Origin of the sequence: Natrinema halophilum, from assembly GCF_013402815.2 — an archaeon.
Lineage (GTDB): Archaea > Halobacteriota > Halobacteria > Halobacteriales > Natrialbaceae > Natrinema > Natrinema halophilum.
Genome location: NZ_CP058601.1, coordinates 1,052,268 through 1,068,941 on the forward strand (window position 1 = coordinate 1,052,268; position 16,674 = coordinate 1,068,941).

Annotated in this window: 19 protein-coding genes; 7 read left to right on the plus strand and 12 right to left on the minus strand. The window is 59.4% G+C overall.

Annotated features, from left to right (window positions below):
• Positions 1 to 4: 4 nt before the first annotated feature.
• The 4 genes from HYG82_RS25890 to HYG82_RS25905 form a co-directional block, all read right to left on the minus strand.
• Entirely contained in the window at positions 5 to 313 is a 309-nt protein-coding gene (locus HYG82_RS25890; protein ID WP_179259994.1) for a 50S ribosomal protein L21e, read from the minus strand.
• Positions 314 to 414: 101 nt separating this feature from the next.
• Positions 415 to 1,446, minus strand: a complete 1,032-nt coding sequence (locus tag HYG82_RS25895) for a methionyl-tRNA formyltransferase (protein ID WP_179259995.1) — start codon at positions 1,444 to 1,446, stop codon at positions 415 to 417.
• A gap of 47 nt (positions 1,447 to 1,493) precedes the next feature.
• Positions 1,494 to 2,267 (minus strand): polysaccharide deacetylase family protein, encoded by a 774-nt coding sequence (locus HYG82_RS25900; protein ID WP_179259996.1) that lies wholly within the window; start codon positions 2,265 to 2,267, stop codon positions 1,494 to 1,496.
• A 300-nt stretch (positions 2,268 to 2,567) separates the two neighbouring features.
• Positions 2,568 to 3,470 (minus strand): terpene synthase family protein, encoded by a 903-nt coding sequence (locus HYG82_RS25905; protein ID WP_235217829.1) that lies wholly within the window; start codon positions 3,468 to 3,470, stop codon positions 2,568 to 2,570.
• 270 nt (positions 3,471 to 3,740) lie between these two features.
• Here HYG82_RS25905 and HYG82_RS25910 point away from each other — a divergent pair, with 270 nt between their 5' ends.
• The 3 genes from HYG82_RS25910 (at position 3,741) to HYG82_RS25920 (ending at position 7,089) form a co-directional block, all read left to right on the plus strand.
• Positions 3,741 to 4,418 (plus strand): MBL fold metallo-hydrolase, encoded by a 678-nt coding sequence (locus HYG82_RS25910; RefSeq protein ID WP_179259998.1) that lies wholly within the window; start codon positions 3,741 to 3,743, stop codon positions 4,416 to 4,418.
• Positions 4,419 to 4,521: 103 nt separating this feature from the next.
• The gene (locus tag HYG82_RS25915; protein WP_179259999.1) at positions 4,522 to 4,944 is read left to right on the plus strand and encodes a hypothetical protein; all 423 of its coding nucleotides are present in this window, start codon (positions 4,522 to 4,524) and stop codon (positions 4,942 to 4,944) included.
• Between the two features lie 294 nt (positions 4,945 to 5,238).
• A complete protein-coding gene (locus tag HYG82_RS25920) occupies positions 5,239 to 7,089 on the plus strand; it encodes a pentapeptide repeat-containing protein (protein ID WP_179260000.1) in 1,851 nt (616 codons plus the stop codon).
• A gap of 37 nt (positions 7,090 to 7,126) precedes the next feature.
• Here the strand turns inward: HYG82_RS25920 and HYG82_RS25925 are convergent, their stop codons facing one another.
• Together HYG82_RS25925 and HYG82_RS25930 are read right to left on the minus strand one after the other, a co-directional pair.
• Positions 7,127 to 7,393, minus strand: a complete 267-nt coding sequence (locus tag HYG82_RS25925; protein WP_179260001.1) for an elongation factor 1-beta — start codon at positions 7,391 to 7,393, stop codon at positions 7,127 to 7,129.
• 8 nt (positions 7,394 to 7,401) lie between these two features.
• On the minus strand, positions 7,402 to 7,581 hold the full coding sequence (locus HYG82_RS25930) for an HVO_2753 family zinc finger protein (protein WP_179260002.1): 180 nt from the start codon (positions 7,579 to 7,581) through the stop codon (positions 7,402 to 7,404).
• Positions 7,582 to 7,948: 367 nt separating this feature from the next.
• Here HYG82_RS25930 and nreA point away from each other — a divergent pair, with 367 nt between their 5' ends.
• Complete coding sequence (nreA, locus tag HYG82_RS25935; RefSeq protein ID WP_179260003.1) at positions 7,949 to 9,250, plus strand: DNA repair protein NreA; 1,302 nt, start codon at positions 7,949 to 7,951, stop codon at positions 9,248 to 9,250.
• Between the two features lie 145 nt (positions 9,251 to 9,395).
• Here nreA and HYG82_RS25940 read toward each other — a convergent pair whose 3' ends face one another.
• From HYG82_RS25940 to HYG82_RS25955, 4 genes are all read right to left on the minus strand, one after another.
• Positions 9,396 to 10,463, minus strand: coding sequence for an AI-2E family transporter (locus tag HYG82_RS25940; protein WP_179260004.1), 1,068 nt, complete (start codon positions 10,461 to 10,463; stop codon positions 9,396 to 9,398).
• 168 nt (positions 10,464 to 10,631) lie between these two features.
• The gene (locus HYG82_RS25945; RefSeq protein ID WP_179260005.1) at positions 10,632 to 11,069 is read right to left on the minus strand and encodes a DUF302 domain-containing protein; all 438 of its coding nucleotides are present in this window, start codon (positions 11,067 to 11,069) and stop codon (positions 10,632 to 10,634) included.
• 84 nt (positions 11,070 to 11,153) lie between these two features.
• Positions 11,154 to 11,849 carry a CPBP family glutamic-type intramembrane protease gene (locus tag HYG82_RS25950; RefSeq protein WP_235217830.1) on the minus strand — a complete coding sequence of 232 codons (696 nt, stop codon included), beginning with the start codon at positions 11,847 to 11,849 and terminating at the stop codon, positions 11,154 to 11,156.
• Between the two features lie 4 nt (positions 11,850 to 11,853).
• Positions 11,854 to 12,141 (minus strand): DUF5789 family protein, encoded by a 288-nt coding sequence (locus HYG82_RS25955; RefSeq protein ID WP_179260006.1) that lies wholly within the window; start codon positions 12,139 to 12,141, stop codon positions 11,854 to 11,856.
• Between the two features lie 144 nt (positions 12,142 to 12,285).
• On the opposite strand from HYG82_RS25955, the gene HYG82_RS25960 reads away from it, so the two are divergent.
• Both HYG82_RS25960 and HYG82_RS25965 read left to right on the plus strand, forming a co-directional pair.
• Positions 12,286 to 13,302, plus strand: coding sequence for a cell division protein CdpA domain-containing protein (locus HYG82_RS25960; protein WP_179260007.1), 1,017 nt, complete (start codon positions 12,286 to 12,288; stop codon positions 13,300 to 13,302).
• 281 nt (positions 13,303 to 13,583) lie between these two features.
• Positions 13,584 to 13,853, plus strand: a complete 270-nt coding sequence (locus tag HYG82_RS25965; RefSeq protein ID WP_179260008.1) for a HalOD1 output domain-containing protein — start codon at positions 13,584 to 13,586, stop codon at positions 13,851 to 13,853.
• Positions 13,854 to 13,916: 63 nt separating this feature from the next.
• Here the strand turns inward: HYG82_RS25965 and HYG82_RS25970 are convergent, their stop codons facing one another.
• Both HYG82_RS25970 and HYG82_RS25975 read right to left on the minus strand, forming a co-directional pair.
• Positions 13,917 to 14,402: a metal-dependent hydrolase gene (locus HYG82_RS25970; protein ID WP_179260009.1), complete on the minus strand. Its 486-nt coding sequence runs from the start codon at positions 14,400 to 14,402 to the stop codon at positions 13,917 to 13,919.
• A gap of 129 nt (positions 14,403 to 14,531) precedes the next feature.
• On the minus strand, positions 14,532 to 15,050 hold the full coding sequence (locus HYG82_RS25975) for a CinA family protein (RefSeq protein ID WP_179260010.1): 519 nt from the start codon (positions 15,048 to 15,050) through the stop codon (positions 14,532 to 14,534).
• A 139-nt stretch (positions 15,051 to 15,189) separates the two neighbouring features.
• On the opposite strand from HYG82_RS25975, the gene HYG82_RS25980 reads away from it, so the two are divergent.
• On the plus strand, positions 15,190 to 16,560 hold the full coding sequence (locus HYG82_RS25980) for a S8 family peptidase (protein WP_235217831.1): 1,371 nt from the start codon (positions 15,190 to 15,192) through the stop codon (positions 16,558 to 16,560).
• The last annotated feature ends 114 nt before the right edge of the window (positions 16,561 to 16,674 follow it).

Here is a 16,674-nt window from a genome sequence, read left to right on the forward strand (position 1 = left end):
CCGATCAGATCCGGCTTTTTTCCTGGTTTTGCGCCCGCAGATGGGCCGCGGTTACCAGCAGCGTCTTGTTCTTGCCGCCATCCTCGATCTGAACCTTGAACGCGCTTCCCTGTTTGCCGACGACTTCGCCGGTCCGACCGTCGAATCGTGGGTGGAAGCGTCCGTTTGGGACGCTTGGGTCGATTTTCAAATGGACTTTTTCGCCCGGCTCGTACTCCTGAATCGCACGCTGAGGCGGTGACGTGCCGCGATCCCGGGGATTGTTCGCGAGCTTCCTTCGAGTTCCCTGACGAGGGCCATTAGACTTCGGCATGGTCGTACGACCGGATTGTCCGGTGACGGTTATAAAACACACGTATTCCGTATTGACCGCTCGACGAGGCCAGTTTCCCGACCGGGCGGCCACCTGGATCGCTACCCTGTCAACGAGTCCTCATGCTCGGGCTGGTCCACTCGGTTCGGGCTATCGACCGATTCGTTCGTGAGCGACTCGAGAACCATTCCCCGGACGGGGTCCCAGTTCTCTGCCTCCCAGTCGGTGACGAGCAGGGTTCCGTCGCTCGTCTTGACGACGAATTGCTGGCTCGCCTGGAAGACCTGAACCACCGTTCCCGGTCGCTCGTCGAGCAGCAGATCCGAGGAGAACGGCTGGGCGTTCCAGATCGTTATGCGTGTTCCATCGTGTTCGGTGAACGCGCCCGGATATGGATGTGCGACGGCCCGAACGAGGTTGTAGATCGTCTTCGTCGGGTCTTCCCAGTGGATAGCGCCATCCTCCGGGTTCCGCTTCGGATAATAGGTCGGCTCAGCCGTCTGAACCTCGAGCTCGGCGGTTCCAGCTAATACGTCGACGAGGATTTCCTCGAACAGTTGCTGGCCGGTCATCACGAGCTTGTGATACAACGACTGGATCGTGTCGTGGCGGTTGATGTCGAACTTTTTCGTGGCGACCACGTCACCCGAATCAGCCCCTTCGTCTAAATGCATTACCGAGAGGAGGAACCGATCGAGGTCTTCGATGAGCGACCAGTTCATCGGCGACCGCCCCCTCCCCTTCGGCAAGCCAAAGGCCGACCCGTGGAGGCCAAGTGCTCCGCGTGTGAACGTCTCGAGAACATCACCAGGGATGAGTCGTTGCCAGCCGTGGACGAGCAATAAATCGGCATCGAGGGTGACGAAGTGGTCGACGTCTCTGTCGTCCATTCCGTAGGTTTCGGGATAGTAGATCGAAACGTCGTGGTCCGCGGCGTACTCGGCGTGATCGTAGTAGCTACAGACGCCGTATCGCTCGCCCTGTTCGGGCGTCAGCGAAACGAGTTCGTCTACTTCGACCAGCTCCTCGTGAACGTACCGAAAAAGGTCGAACCCGGCATCTGTACAGCTGGCAAACACTATTTGCGGATCGCGAACCGGTTCGTCGTCAGTTGCGAGTTGATCGTGGGTCATGTGGAGATCGTCGGATCGTAAATCGGCTGTCGTCTAGCTCGGTCGTTTTACGAGCGGCTTACGTTGTCGTCGATGAACTGGTGATTGAGGAATCCACTGAGCGACCGAAACCGATTATCGCGTTCGCGATACAGTCGCTCGGCGAACGACTGGTCGGATTCGGCCCACAGCCCTGGGTGGACCAGAATCTGCAGCCGGTCGGGAAACCCATCGGCAAACGGAGGCGAACCACGCCACCGCTGGTTCGAGTCACCCCGGTACGCGATGGAAGTGAAGAACCGTTCCTCGTACGTACTCACGAACCCCTCGTAGCTCCGTTTCAGCACCCAATCCGGCGGGATGTGAAACGAGACGGCGTCGATCGGTTCCTCGATTGCCATCGAGAGTATGTTGCGTTCCTTGTCGACTGCCGCGACGAGATCCTCGTTTGTGGGTTCCGACGACCAATACTGGTGCGGGCTAAAGTGCAGGCCGATGTCGTGACCCAGCGAGGTGATCCGATCGATGGCGTTTCGCGTTTCCTGACATAATGTGTTATAAAACGGCGACGAGAGCAGGAAGAAGTACGTAGCGGTGACGTCGTTGTCGGACTCGAGTTGCGCCATCTTCGTCGCCCGCTTCGGTGACCAGTCTACGTCGTGTCGCAAAAGGATCTCGCCATCGTCGATGGGGCCACCGTACGACGTGAACTCGTATCCACGCGACCGTAACTGAACGAGGAGTTCCTCGTACGTATCGTACGTAAACTGGATCGAGTTCGGGCAGTCATTCCCTCCGTTTTCGAGGTCATCCGTTGCGTTTTGTGATAACGACCCAACCATACCCACTTCGGTGCGACGATGGATGAAAGTTATGAGCGATGAAGGATCACCTAGGCTGCCATTACGATCGGGATCGTTCCTCGAACGTACTACCGGCTACTCGTATCCCTAATGGGATGATGACTGCGTTTAGCGTCGAAAGCTGTTCATACTGGAGGAGCACTCACTCCACATTCAACTGGAGGCGATGCCCGCTCAGTTCGGTCCGACGGGTTTCGGTGGTGGACCGATACCCAGCGCCGCATACAGGGAGAGTACTATAGAACCGAATCCGGGAACGAGTACGCCGTGACCCGGCCCTCACTTGAGACCCTCGCTCGAGATGTGATAATCCAGTATTTGTTCGAACCCCTCGAGATATGCCCCTATATCGACACTCTGAATCTCGGATTCGAACTGCATCGCTCGTTCGTACTCGCCACGCCAACACTTCAGGAAGTGCTCGACGACGTTTGAGTGACGAATCGACTCGACGACGGAGCGAATCGGCGCCTCGGTCGGATTCTCCCTGATCAGTTGTATCGTCTCGTGAGAAACGATGTCGTTTTCCATCGCGTAGACGACGACGCCGGAACTACAATCGCCCTCGGCTAGTTCTCGCTTCCAGGTCGAAATCCAGTTTCCAATGCGGGCCATCCGTTGGGTCCGGTCGCAGACCTGCCGGAGAACCGATAACTCACTCGAGTCGAACGTCGGGGCGTTCGAGAGGTCGATGTCGGCGTAGACGAAAATGAGCATGTTGTAAACGTCGTACCGCCATAGTTCGCGTTCAGAGACGAGACCGGGGTACGCGTTCGCGAGATACGAGTATTTGATCGCCTGAAAGACTTCCTGAAGGTCGAACTGAAGCAACTCCCTGAACTCTTTCGATCGAGGTCCGCTATCGTACAGCGTCGAGAACCGCTCCCAGACATCCGTTAAAAATCGAACGACGTCGCCGTCGACGTCGTCGCGGTCTGGATTCGCGCGCCGGTGGTCGAACGGAATCGCAGTCAGTTCGTCGAACGTCGCTCGGTCGGCGTGTTGTTCGGCGACGTCGTCAGCAACGACTGCGAATATCGTCGCAACCAGTTTTGCGTCGCGAACGGGGCGGGTACGCTCCTCGTGGACGCAGGAAAGTCTAACCGTCGGAAAGAGGTGATAGAGCCATTGCCAGAGGAAACGATCCCTGTCACCGGCAATATCGTCGTACGAATCAATCAATGGCAGGACTGTCTCGGGGAGATTTTGTTGTCGAACGGCAGCAAGTGGCCTTTCACCAGTACTGTGAGTGGAAACTTCAAACTCGTTTCGCATTACACTGAAGCTGAAATTCAGGATTAATAAATTTATACATTCGCACACAAATTACTGGAGGCAATTTATGACGATTGTCTCTCGAATCGCGACGACACCGGAGAGTAACACACGCCTATCGTGCTGGCACCAAAGAAACACCCAATTCTATCGTGCTGGCACCGGAAAGGCCTCAGTATGCATGAAAACGCTGGCGTTCACGCGTTACCGATACCGGTCGAGTACGCCGGCCGGGAGATCACGATCACACCGGTAGTCGTCGAAACCGACCGAGGACTCGTACTGCTCGATGTCGGTCCTCGAGGGGCCATTTCATCGCTAGAAACGCACCTGATGAAGGTGGGTTATAGCCTCGAAGACGTCTGGTTGGTGGTCCTGAGCCACCACGACGGAGACCACGCTGCTGGCCTGGCAGCACTGCTCGAACGGGTCGATGCAGTCGTCGCAACCCATCGCGAGGAAGCGCCGTTCGTGTCGGGAGAGAAGGAGCCAATCAAGAGCGACGGGGAACGCTATCCGCCGGTGACCGTCGACCTCGAACTGGTAGATGGCGTTCGGATTCCGACGGACGCAGGGCTGATGGAAGTCGTCGCGACGCCGGGTCACACGCCGGGTCACGTTTCGGTGTACTTCCCGACGGGAAACCTGCTGATCGCTGGCGATGCACTCGTCGCAGACGGTGACGAGCCACTCGCCGGACCGAAACCGAACTTTACGCCGGAGATGGAACGTGCGACGGAGTCTGTCGGTACGCTGGCGTCGCTCGAGGTCGACCGGACGGTGTGTTATCACGGCGGCTACGTCGACCGCGGAACCGAGCGGATCCGGGAAATCCACGATCAACTACGCGGTTGAGGGTCCCAGGCGAGTCACAACTCAAGCGAGGATAGCAGGAGTCGAAACGCGGCCGAGTTTCGAAGCGGAATTCTCATCGGTCTCCGTCACCAACTGATCGGTAATGCGTCTCGAACTCCGCGTCTGTCAGCACTGTCTCGAGGGCGATCATGGCAACGAGCAACGAACAGCACTCCTCAACGACATGGTAAACTGCGCCGAACAGATCAAAGAGCACAAAGAGGTAATCGACCTGGAGGAGGTCCACATCCGTCGTGTCAGAGACAACGAGCCGGGAAAACCGGAAGCACTGCCGGTCGTTTCGGCGACGATCCAGAACGATCAGATAGTGTTAAACGACACGCAACTCGTCGCAGAGGGACAGGACGGAAATATGCTCCTGTATGCCAATCCCGACGACGTGTTGACGGTGCTCGCGGGTAATCTAGACGAAATAAGTAAAGCCGTTACCGAGGACGTAACTGTCGATCTCTCGTCGGTCGGTGCGGAAATCGTTTCCCAGGCTGACCTGGGTGCGGATCGGTGAGATCGCCGTCCAGGAAACTGAGAGCACACGAACGTCGCTTTTCGAGAATCCGTTACCCAGTTCACGGCCAGCCGCAGGGAGTGATATTACTCGATCTCTCGAGTGGCCATTCGAACCCCTCGAACGCCCGTGAACCGTACTACAGAAGGGGAGACACTTCGGCCGCTGTCGACGTCCATCGTTCGTCCGCCGCCAGTAGGGAGCCATTGTGTGATCGATGGTGTCCAGTTCCACCGTCGTCCTCGTATCCGATACGGTTAATGTCCGGTGGTGGAGATTACCGGGACATACCGAATGTGCTGTCAATACGAATTCGATCCGTCGGCGTGGAAAAACGCTAACGACGGGCGCTGTTTCGTATACGATTCCGACCTCGAGGACGGCGTCTGGTCGTGCCCGCACGATGCCGTAGACGGGTTCGATCACTGTGTGTTTCACCTCGATTCCGACGCACGTCCGGAAGGTTGTTCCGTCGAGCGGGCGCTACTATCTCTCCTCCGCAGTACACGGGATCAGCCGTCCGACCCGGGAACTGTCGAGACGACGATCATCGGGGCGCGATTGGACAATCTTTCGTTACCGAACGCGCTCGTCAGCGGGTCACACCAATTTCCGATCGACCTCCGTCACGCCACCGTCGACGGATCCGTCGTCCTCCGGGGTGCGCGCGTCGTCCAGCCGCTTCGGTTGTGCGGGGTGACGATCGGCGGTGATATCGATCTCGACGGCGCGACCGTCGCCCACCGTCTCGATCTATCGGGGGCGACGATCGAGGGTGATTTCACCCTCCGAGAAACGGTGTTTCGTGAAACGGTTTCGGTGTACGACGTGACGATCGGTGGCCACGTCGAAGCAAAGGATGCCGCGTTCGAAAAGACGGCGACGTTCGACGAGGCGACCGTTCACGATCGCTCAAGTTTTTGGGGAGCGACGTTCTCCGGCCCGGCTCGGTTTTCCGGACTGACGGTCGACGACACGATCCAGTTTAATTATGCGACGTTCGAAGACGATGCCGCGTTCCACGGGTTCGAGTGTGAACAAATGCTGGCAATAGAAGCGTCGTTTGAACACGGTGGCACGTTTATCGATACGACGGTCGATGGATCCGGAGACTTCGCAGGCGCATCCGTTCCTGACCATCTGACCTTCGAGCGAGCGAGCATCGGCGACACCCTCTCGCTCGATGGCGGGACGATCGAATCTATCGACTTCGATGGGGCGACGATCGATGGGCGACTTTCGGCCGAACGGATCACGGTAACGGACCGACTTTCGTTAGAGGAAAGCCAGTGTCCGTCGGGAGTCGACGTTCGCGGCGGTGACATCGAAACGTTATCCGTGTCGCTGACGCTGGCGGAACGCGACGCAGTCAGAGTCGATTGCCGCGACACGTCGATCCGATCGGGGACGCTAAGACAACCATCGGACGGATTCGTTCTCTATGACGTCGCCGACGGGACACTGGGAGACGTCCGCTTTGAGGCACCGAGCGCCAGTAACGCGCTCACGGGGACGCGTTTCTCGCAGACGACGTTCGAGGACTTCGACTTCGATCATCACCTGGATGCTCTTGCGGCGGCCAACTGGGATCTACACGCCACGGTCGCTCCGGAACTATATCGGTCGGTCGGTGGTGACGAAAGTGTAGACGAACGGTCCGACCCGGGCGTTCTGGAATCGACGTACCTCAAGGCGAAAAACGGCGCCCAAAAGACCGGGAGCGATAACGTCGCCGCCGAGTTCTTCCTTCGCCAACTCCGGCATCGGCGGTCCGGTCACGCGCGTTCGTTCCGGGAAAACTCCGGTTTCGCTCGTCTCAAACCGGCAACGCGATGGCTCCGGAACGCCGGACTCGATCTTCTGGCCGGATACGGTGAACGACCACTTCGGGTCGTAGGAGCGTCGCTCGGAGTCATCCTCGGCTTTGCGTTGCTGTACGCAGTACTGCTCCCGGAGTTGCCACCGTACGGCTCCACTGCGGGCTATCTCGTGTTGAGCTTTGAAGGATTCATCACGCTCGTACTCGGCGGTGCAGCAGCGATTCCTAACCCGCGAATCCGTCTCCTCGCCGAACTCGAGGGATTTATCGGTGCGTTCCTGATCGCACTATTCGTGTTTACGCTAACGCGGTCGATCCATCGATGATCGAACCGTTCGAAAAAGTGTCCGTCCGACTAACCGGTTAGATGCGGCCAACTTCGTCGATCTCGACGCTCTCGATGCCGTCGACGTTCGCGAAGTTTTCCTCGACGGATTCCGTCCCACCTGCATCGTCGGGGACGATCACGGTCGGATACAGGGCGACGAGTCCAAACGCGACGTCTTCGCGGTCGACCCGGTTGATCTTTGCACCCTCTGGAAGGGCGCTTTCGAGGCGCTCCTGGAGCGCATCGAGGTCGATTTCGGGGCTGTCCGGCATGACCTTGATTTTAGCAGCGACTTTTCCCATGGTGAACGTTATGGACCGGTGAACCCGCAGTCGGGGCACTCATAGAGGTTGCTCTGTTTGCGGCACTTGGCACAGCGGTAGATCTGCTGGCCGCACTCGGGACATTTGAACGCGGCGGCGTTCGTGCCCGCGATATTGAGTCCACAAGAGACGCAGGAGCGCGTCTCTCGATCGTCGATCGTACTCATACCCACCATTTCCCGCCCGCCGTTTTTAACGGTTGTCTTTCTCGAGTCTGCCCAGAACCGTCCGTCTCGAATTCCGCCAACGCCGATTCGATCGCACGAGCAACGGCGGTCACCGACTGGAACGGTGTTATATTTTCTACCGTTTTCCAGCTCAGAAAATGCTCGACCGGTTACTTATCGAGCCGACGCGTACGAAGAGATGAGGATCGGTGGCTCGACGCCATCGAACCTCTGCCTCTGACATCTCCGCTGATCGAACTTCGGAGCTGACCGAATCGAAAGTCGATAGGATACGTTCGTGTCTATGGAGCGATACGAAGCGCCCGGAACTCAACATTCAAAGCCGTGGCATCCCTTGTTCCGATGAATGCGCCTCGACGACTACATCGAGGATCTCGAGCCCGACGAGGAGGCAGAACGGCGCCGCCTCGCCAAAGAGAAGTCCTACGCGATCACGGACCACCTCGAGGAGTTCGAACGTCGGTTCGATGATGCCCTAAGCGGTGATACCCTCGTCGGCTCGACGTCTCCGTCGATCTTCGTCGGGCGGTCGAACTATCCGGATATCCCGGTCGGATTGCTCTCTCCAGTCGGCGACGAAGGCGCCGCCGAGGAGTACGTCACCGACGGAGACTGGTATCAGCAGGGCTACGCGATCGACGACGTCCTCCAGCGCCGAACCGGGCTCTTGAACTCGAGCAAACGGGCGAACGTAGAGTCCCCGAGCATCGCGAGCCGATTGGCTCCCTCCGTCCACGACACCTGGGACGGCTTCGTCGGCGTCCAGCGCGAGGTCGCCATCGCTGATCGGCCCGTCGACCTCGAAATCGGGCTCGACGACACGCCGGACCTCGGTCTCGATACCGGAACGGATGTCGCGACGCCGCGTGGCCCCCGCGCCAACGCTCGTAACGCGGAATTGCGGGAGAATCCGTACGTTCCCCGTCCGATCAAGAAAACGCTCGAGGACGACGACTGGCAGGCCCAGGGGGCGATGACCTACCTCTACCGACGCGGGTTCGACGTCTACGACATCAACTCGATCCTTTCAGCGGGCGCACTTGGCGAGACGAAACAGCGCCGGCTCGTCCCGACGCGGTGGTCGATCACCGCGGTCGACGACACGATCGGCACGTACCTGCGCGGACGCATTCGGAACGCGTCCAGCATCGATGAGGTGCAGGTATGGGCCAACGAATACATCGGAAACCGCTACTGGATCGTTCTCGCGCCCGGAACCTGGGAGTTCGAACTCGTCGAGATGAAGGCCCCCGGCAGTATCTGGAACCCCGATCCCGGGGACGACGTCTGGATGGCGAGCGCTTCGGAAGGATACGAGGGGCGTTCGAACTACGTCGAGGAGACTGCGGGTGCATACTACGCGGCGAGACTGGGCGTCCTCGAGTACCTCGAGTCGATCGGTCGGCAAGCCAAGTGTCTTGTCTTGCGGGAGGTCAGCGACGACTACTGGGCTCCGGTCGGCGTCTGGCAGGTTCGTGAGAGCGTTCGGAACGCATTCGACGGCGAGTTCGGCGAATCCGAAACGTTTCACGGAGCGATATCGGAAATCGCGACCCAGTTGCCGGTATCCGACGCGCGATTGCGGCGCAAATCCGAACTTGCCGCGGGATTGCAGTCGAACCTGAACAGCTTCTCCGGGTCGAACTGAGAGCGATAGGAGTCGTTGAAACGAGTTACCCACCGCTCGCACTGCTGCGGCCAGTGAATGTTCGCTGGCTGCGAATTCGCGAGCAGGGTGTGCAATGACGTTCAACGACTACTATACCGACCGAACGCAGTTCGTGGCGGGCCGCCTACCGTTTCATCTCCGCGATCGAGGTCTGCCGATCGACGGGAGGTTCCGGGGCCTGGTTCTCGATGCGATTTACCACCGTCACGACCGCTTTGAAACTTGCGAGGACGACGGGACCGACGAACAGGCCAACGATTCCAAACAGGGAGATGCCACCGATGACCCCGAGCAGGGCGATCGCCGGATGCAAGTCGGAGCCTCGGTCGACGAGTATCGCCCGTAGGTAGTAGTCTGTCGCGGTAAGGACGACGAGCCCGTATCCCAACGTGACGGCGCCGCGGACGGGTCCGCTCGCAGTCGCGTAAGCAATCGTTACCGGTCCCCAGACGAGCCAGACTCCGATCGTCGGAAGGAAGGAGACGAGGACGAGGACGACCGCCAACGTAGTCGCGTATGGCACGCCGAGAAGCGCCAATCCGAGTCCACCGAGCGCTCCCTGTACGACTGCGACCAGGACGTGGCTGCGAAGGACCGCTCGGGTGACGACTGAAACCTCACCGAGCAATTCGTCGACGACTCGAGGATCGAGCGGCGAGACCCGCCGGAACCAGTCGACGACCGCAGGGCCGTCTTTGAGTAGATAATACAGTACGAAGACGAAAACGATCAATCCAATGACCACGTCGACGCCAAGCGTCACGATGTCGATGGTCCGGGCCAGTGTCATTTCGGCAGCGTTCGAGAACGCCCCTTCCAGTTCAGATCGAACGATCGCCTCGAGTTCGGCGACCGTCTCTTCGCTCATACCGAGTTCGGTGCGTGCAATTTCGCGACCGGACGCCACGATCTGCGCACCATCGAACGTGGTGACGGTCGAGACAGTCGTCCGAAGAGCGACCAGCGAAACGAGAAGTAGTGGAACGACACCTGCGACGATCGCAACGGCCGTGAGCGCGACCGCAGCGCACCGGTGGCCGATTCGTGGGGCCAATCGTTCGTTCGCCGGACGGAGAACGGACGCGAGAAGACAGGCAGCCAGCACGTATTCCACCAGCGGCAGGACCACCAGGGCAGCAAGCGCCCCAAGTACGCAGACGAGAAGGACGAAAAACGCCGTACGGGCGTCCATATATTACAATCCCGAGTCGGGCCAATAAATGTTGGTATTAGTGACTGTCACTTCAGTCGAATGAATGGGCCGACTTTTCGTGACGCGCCGAACGGGCTACTGGCCGACCAGAGACGTCGAACGGGCTACCGGCCGACCAGAGACGTCGAACGGGCTACCGGCCGGCAGTTAGAGGCTCGCGTACGCCTCGTCGACCATCGCACTGGTCTCGTCGACGATATCCTGCCAGTTCTCGTCGTCCGGGGCGATCCCGAGTAGTCGTGCGATTTTCATAATTGAGACGTGGTACACGACCTGACGAGCCGGTTCTTCCTCCCAAATGACGACATTACAGGGGAACAGCGCGCCCATCTCGTCAGTGACGTCCAGTACCCGGTCTGCGATTTCGGGGTTGCAGGCTCCGAGGACGTAGTAGGGGTCGCGGTCTGCGTCGACCTTCTCGTTGAGCAACTCTGAGGGAGAGAACTCTGTGGGGACGCCGAACCCCGCATCCGTAAACACCGTTCGAGTGTGTTCGATGGCTTCCTCGTGGTCCATCTCGAGAACCGCTCGTTGTTCGCCGTAATCCGCCTGATCGATCTCGGTCGGGTCGATTGGCAGCGCCATACGCGTCGGTTAGTCGGCCCGTCACTTATAGTGACTCCGCGTCGGACGCAAGGTCAGGAGGACGACGGCCGGAATCGAATCGCGTTACAGGGGAACGGGCAGCCACTCGAGATACCGCATGATGAGCACTGGATCGAACAACGGTTCGTGCAGAACGAGCCAATCGAGCAGGACGAGACCGCCGCCGTGGGCGAGGACGGATGGAAGAATCGAATTCGATTTGTAATCGACGGCACCGAACAAGACGTCCGTCGGGCCCGAGAGGAGAAACTCGATCGGCGGCTTCGACGAGTGGTGGAGCATGTAGACGATCGGGCTGATAAACACGGCACCGAAGCCGAGTTCTTTGACGCCGACGCAGAGCAATCCTCTGTAGTAGGTTTCGGCCGCCAGCGCAAGCGTCATGAGCCTGAGTGCGTGCGGAACGAACGCCGCCGGTGCACTCGAGGTCTCCCAGATCGGATAGAACGTGCGAATCGTCGGGAACGTCGAACCCACAACGTAAAAGGGCAGGACGAACAGTGCGAGCAGGATCGTATTTCGAACTGCCGTCAAGTCGACCCGCCAGCCGATTCGGTTTCCGTGCGATAGACCGAGCGCGAGCGGCCCCGCGATTAGTAGGACGCCGTCGAAGAGGACCCGTTGACGCAACTCAACCGGGACGAATCGCATCCACAATAGTGCGAGGATGGCACCTGCAACCAGCGACTTCTGGACCCAGGTGAGTTTCAGTCGGTTCCGGTGCCAACGGTCCTCGTGGTGATCCGACTCCGACGCCACGATGTTACTCGTCTGTAGTCGGGATCGGTCCGGTTCCAATCACGTCCCGAACGTGATCTTCGAACTCCTGATGACGCTCGAAATACGTCCCGTCGACGTCTTCGAGGATGGTCGTCAGTTCGCGTGGGCCGTCGGGCGTCCGAACGACCGTGTCACCTTCGAGACGGTCGATTTCGCTCTTCTCTTTGGGCCAGGTTAGACGCGAACTCACGCGGGCGAGCGGCGCACCGTCGACGCGCGCGTGTTCTCCGAGCGAAACCGCTGGCTCCGATTCGTCATCCTCGTCACTCATGAACGGTCGTTTGCATGGGCAGCGATTCAAGCTTTCGCTTCGGAAGTATGTTGGGGTCACCGCTCACGCTTTGCGGCGAAACACATACAATAACCCACATGTGTCTGACGTATCGTTTTGTGGTGGGCCACCGAACACCCCGATATGACAAGCCTGACGGAGGTCTACGATGGGACAGCGCCCGAGGTGACGCGTCGCCGACTGTACGCGGGAACGGCGTTCGTCCTGCTGGGTGCATTCCTGGCCGTCGTAGCCGTCCTCGTTGCGACGACTGACCTCGTCGGCGGCTACGCTGTTGACCTCTCCGGCGAGATGGCCGCACAGTTCGCGACCGTCCGTGCCGCAGGCGTTCTGGCCGGTCTCAGCGTTCCTACCGTCCTCGTCGGCGTCTTCATCGTGTTGCCGGCCAGCCGCCGCATTCAGGCCACTGCCGCGATCAGCGCGAGTCTCTGCCTGCTCGGTGTCGCCCTCTTCTGGTACGCCTACCCACACCAATGGCGGTACGGCAGTGACCAACTGACGCTAGAGGTTTCTGCGGTCTATTTGCTCGGGCTGCTGACCGCAATCTGGTGTTTGTTCGGCGCCGTTGCGACGTTCAAGCGACGTAACGATCCCGGCGGGAGCCTCGAGATGAACGTTACCCGCCAACAAAAGACCGTCCTCGAAGTCGACGACTCGAGCAGTTCTGGCGGGTTGGGCGGCATCGGCTTCCTCGGTGGCACGCCGGATGGTGACGTCGAAACGCAGACCAACGCTGATATCGACGCGGCCGCGAGCGACGCCGGAAACACGACCGGTTCAGGCGGAGATGACTCGAGCGGGCGTCTATCCGCAGCGGAGTCATCGGATTCGTCGGTAACAGGGAAGACCACGGGAGCCGCTGTGTCCACACCCGGTCGGTCCGTCGGTGCCACGACCAGCGACGGCGGATCGACGACTGCTGACATCTCCTCGCCGCTCGATGCGGGCGACGGTTGCGACGCCGAGATAGTCAAGTCACAGGAGGACAGGCCGGACGATCCGACGGACCGATACTGCGGGAACTGCACGCACTTCGAGTACGTTCGTTCGTCTGACGGGATGGTGCCGTATTGTGCCCGCCACGACACGGCCATGGACGATATGGACGCATGCGAAGTCTGGGCGCCGAATCGGCGATGAGGCTCGAGATTCCTCCTCGTCTCTCCGTCACATTGGTCTCGAGTTCCGAATCGTTCATCAGCTTCGGACCGTTCGTCAGTTTCGAATCGACCGTATCGAATTGTCGCCACCAGCGTTTGGTCGTCCCATAGACGGGGTGTCGAAGGGATCGTTCAGCTGTTGGCGAGGCGTTCGCTTCGCTTTTCGGTGATAATACCCGGCTTTCAAATTGGTAATTGCCACCCGATAATCACAGCATACCAAAGTGAGTCGTCGATGGCCTGCACCATAGAAGTGAATACATGGGGGATGAACTGTTCTGTGGTCGATACGTCTGGTCGAGTACGACACCGACGGTTGCGATCGTCAATGCCATCGCTGGTATCGAAAACGTCGACCCGACCGATCTTCCGGTGACGCTCAACACCGCCCTGTACGATCACATCGATCCGGAAGCGCTCGATACGCTCGTCACTACCAGCAACGACCCGAAGTTATCATTCGCCATCGACGAGTACCGAATCGAGATCGACGGCAACCAGCTGTTTATCGTTCCTGACAGCGACTGGTGATGCAAGAGACTCGTACGCAAAGCATTCGCCATCCCGATTGAGAGGTTCGAGAAATGCTGGCGACTAGATTCCGAGAAGCTGCCGTCCCATCGAAAACCCCCATTGGGGTATCCGGAACACGAGTATCCCGGCGATTATCAGTTCGGCAGCGGTAACGAACATCATCATGAGATCGGCTCGTTTGCTGCTGACCGTGACGCCGATCGGTAATCCGAACTCCTTCTTCCAGACCGGGTAAAACAGTGCGATCCCGCGCTTGCTCCCCGCGACGTCGAGGACGTAATGGGTCAACACGCCGATCCAGACGTACTCGAGATTGCCGAATACGTATGGAAACGCCACGAACCCGACCAGGATGGGAAGGTTGTGCAGCGTCTTCCGATGTGACCCGAATGCCGTGTCCACGTCCGGGAAGAGCGCACCCAACGTCACTGGGACGCCGATCATCACGATCGTCTGGAACGTCGCTACGTCCCCCGCCGGCTCGAGCAGATATCCAAGCCCGATACTCAAAAGAACGGCATTCAGTACGTGCCCCTTCTTGTTCATCTACTCGTCTCTGGGGAGGCGATCGGGGAATAGTTTACTCTCGAGATTGTCATCCAGTCGTGTTTTTCTCGAGGTTACTGTAACAAAACTGAACGGATAACTCGGCATAGAACGAATTCGACCGCAGGATCAGCGCATCTCGAGTTCCGCGAGTAGGTCTTCCAGCGCTCGATCGACTGTTTTTGCACGGACGGCCGCTCGATCGCCGTCGAACTCGTAGCGGGAAACGGACGAGTACGACTCCTCGGTTCCCCACGGAGCCGCGTACGAAACGCCGATATAGACGGTGCCAACTGGATCCGCCTCGCTTCCGCCGGTCGGCCCGGCGACGCCAGTGGTCGAGACGCCCCAGGTTACGTCCGCGACGTCTCGGATTCCTGTTGCCATTTCTCGAGCCACTGGCTCCGAGACGGCACCGTGTTCGTCGAGTGATTCGCGACTGACGCCGAGGTGACGACGCTTGGCGTCGTATGCGTACGTCGCTAACCCGGCGTCGAAGTAGTCGCTCGCACCCGGGACGGCGGTGATCGCAGCCCCGACCAGGCCGCCGGTACAGGATTCAGCGACGGCAAGCGTCTCCTCGGCGTCCCGTAGGGCGTCGCCGACCTCCATCGGTAGGTCGCGGTCGAAGTCGAAATTCTGGTCCATATATCGGGTGAGGGCACGACGGGTTGTCAAATCGATGGGCGAAGGTGACGGCTGGTATAAGCGGTGTTGTGATAGCATATAGTACGTCGAAATGAAATAGAAATTATTTTCATCGTTGCAATGCGATAAGTTATTGTTGATGCTGATGTGTAATACCGAAACGTCGAGACGATCCGTCCTTTGCGGAATCGCCGGAAGCACCATCGCAGTCGGGGGGGTCGAGGGCGTGCGTTCGACTGACCGTCAAGCGCCGGCAGACCACGAGATATACATCGTGCTCGGAGGTGGAGCGGGGCTCCGGTCTCGTCTCGAGAGCGCGGGCTTCGAGGTCCTGCACGCACTGGCCGACGGATCGGTCTTCATCATCCAGGGTCCGGCGGGGAAGGAAGACGAACTCCGATCACTGGCGGCCGTGGCTGACGCCGTCACGAACGAGACGTTCGCTCTCGGAGAGATCGAACGAAACGAGCGAGACATCGAACGCGGGGACGAAGCACTGTCCGAAGAGCAGTGGGACAATCAGCTGATCCGGGCCGAAAGAGCCCACGAGCGGGCAACTGGAGCAGGAACGACGCTTGCGGTTATCGATTCTGGGGTAAGCTTTGCACATCCGGACCTGCGATCGCAAGTCGACACGGACCGGAGCCGACTCGTTCGGGACGCCCGGATCCGCTCGGGAACCGACTCGGTTACCGTCGCTTCGGGGCCGCAAAATCCGCTTAGCCGATTGAATCCGATCGAAACGACGACGCAGGCACTGGCGACCGACGTAGACGGACACGGGACTCACGTCGCCGGTATCGCCGCTGCATCTCGAGGGGATACCGGTGTCGTCGGCGTGGCACCCGATGCATCGGTCGTCTCGCTTCGGACGATGTTTTTCGACCCGGTGTTGGAAGATGGAGAGTCCACATACGGTCGCTTGATCGGATCGATCGCGGACATACTCATCGCGATCGACTACGCCGTCGAGATCGGCGTCGACGTGGTGAATGCGAGTTTGCGAACGATCCAACCCGGAGACAGCCGTGCATTCGCCGCGTTTCGGCGGGTGATTCAACACGCGATCGAAAATGGGACGCTGATCGTCGTTTCCGCCGGGAACGACTTTCTCGATCTCGATCGCGTGGCAAGGTATGTCCTGCCCGCCGACGTCTCCGGCGCAGTCGCCGTCGGTGCGACCGGCCGAACCGATACACGGGTTCTCTTCTCGAACTACGGTGACGCGATCGACGTCGCTGCACCCGGCAGCGGGATTCTTTCGACGGTCCCGAATCGTCTCTACTACGAATCGCTGTACAGGCGCAAGCCCGGGACGTCGATGGCGGCACCGCAAGTGGCCGGACTGGCGTGTCTGCTCCGGGAAATCGATCCAGATCTCCATCCCCGACGCGTCGAACAGGCGATCGAGATGGGCGCGATCGAACTCTCAGGCGAGTCCACATCGGGTCTCGGGGCCGGACGTATCGACGCACCGGCCGCCATCGAGCAGATCGCCGGTCAACCCTGACTGCTCGCTCACGCACCGATCCCGACTCGACGACCGATCCCCTCGAGAAACTTCCGATTCGGACCGGGAATCGGGAGGGGAAGAACGAAAGAGGAAACGACCCATATCGTCGCG

Coding starts and splice junctions, on each gene's coding strand:
- HYG82_RS25890 (WP_179259994.1), bottom strand. CDS start 313: ATGCCGAAGTCTAATGGCCCTCGTCAGGGAACTCGAAGGAAGCTCGCG.
- HYG82_RS25895 (WP_179259995.1), bottom strand. CDS start 1,446: ATGACCCACGATCAACTCGCAACTGACGACGAACCGGTTCGCGATCCG.
- HYG82_RS25900 (WP_179259996.1), bottom strand. CDS start 2,267: ATGGTTGGGTCGTTATCACAAAACGCAACGGATGACCTCGAAAACGGA.
- HYG82_RS25910 (WP_179259998.1), top strand. CDS start 3,741: ATGCATGAAAACGCTGGCGTTCACGCGTTACCGATACCGGTCGAGTAC.
- HYG82_RS25915 (WP_179259999.1), top strand. CDS start 4,522: ATGCGTCTCGAACTCCGCGTCTGTCAGCACTGTCTCGAGGGCGATCAT.
- HYG82_RS25920 (WP_179260000.1), top strand. CDS start 5,239: ATGTGCTGTCAATACGAATTCGATCCGTCGGCGTGGAAAAACGCTAAC.
- HYG82_RS25925 (WP_179260001.1), bottom strand. CDS start 7,393: ATGGGAAAAGTCGCTGCTAAAATCAAGGTCATGCCGGACAGCCCCGAA.
- HYG82_RS25930 (WP_179260002.1), bottom strand. CDS start 7,581: ATGAGTACGATCGACGATCGAGAGACGCGCTCCTGCGTCTCTTGTGGA.
- nreA (WP_179260003.1), top strand. CDS start 7,949: ATGCGCCTCGACGACTACATCGAGGATCTCGAGCCCGACGAGGAGGCA.
- HYG82_RS25940 (WP_179260004.1), bottom strand. CDS start 10,463: ATGGACGCCCGTACGGCGTTTTTCGTCCTTCTCGTCTGCGTACTTGGG.
- HYG82_RS25945 (WP_179260005.1), bottom strand. CDS start 11,069: ATGGCGCTGCCAATCGACCCGACCGAGATCGATCAGGCGGATTACGGC.
- HYG82_RS25955 (WP_179260006.1), bottom strand. CDS start 12,141: ATGAGTGACGAGGATGACGAATCGGAGCCAGCGGTTTCGCTCGGAGAA.
- HYG82_RS25960 (WP_179260007.1), top strand. CDS start 12,286: ATGACAAGCCTGACGGAGGTCTACGATGGGACAGCGCCCGAGGTGACG.
- HYG82_RS25965 (WP_179260008.1), top strand. CDS start 13,584: ATGGGGGATGAACTGTTCTGTGGTCGATACGTCTGGTCGAGTACGACA.
- HYG82_RS25970 (WP_179260009.1), bottom strand. CDS start 14,402: ATGAACAAGAAGGGGCACGTACTGAATGCCGTTCTTTTGAGTATCGGG.
- HYG82_RS25975 (WP_179260010.1), bottom strand. CDS start 15,050: ATGGACCAGAATTTCGACTTCGACCGCGACCTACCGATGGAGGTCGGC.
- HYG82_RS25980 (WP_235217831.1), top strand. CDS start 15,190: ATGCTGATGTGTAATACCGAAACGTCGAGACGATCCGTCCTTTGCGGA.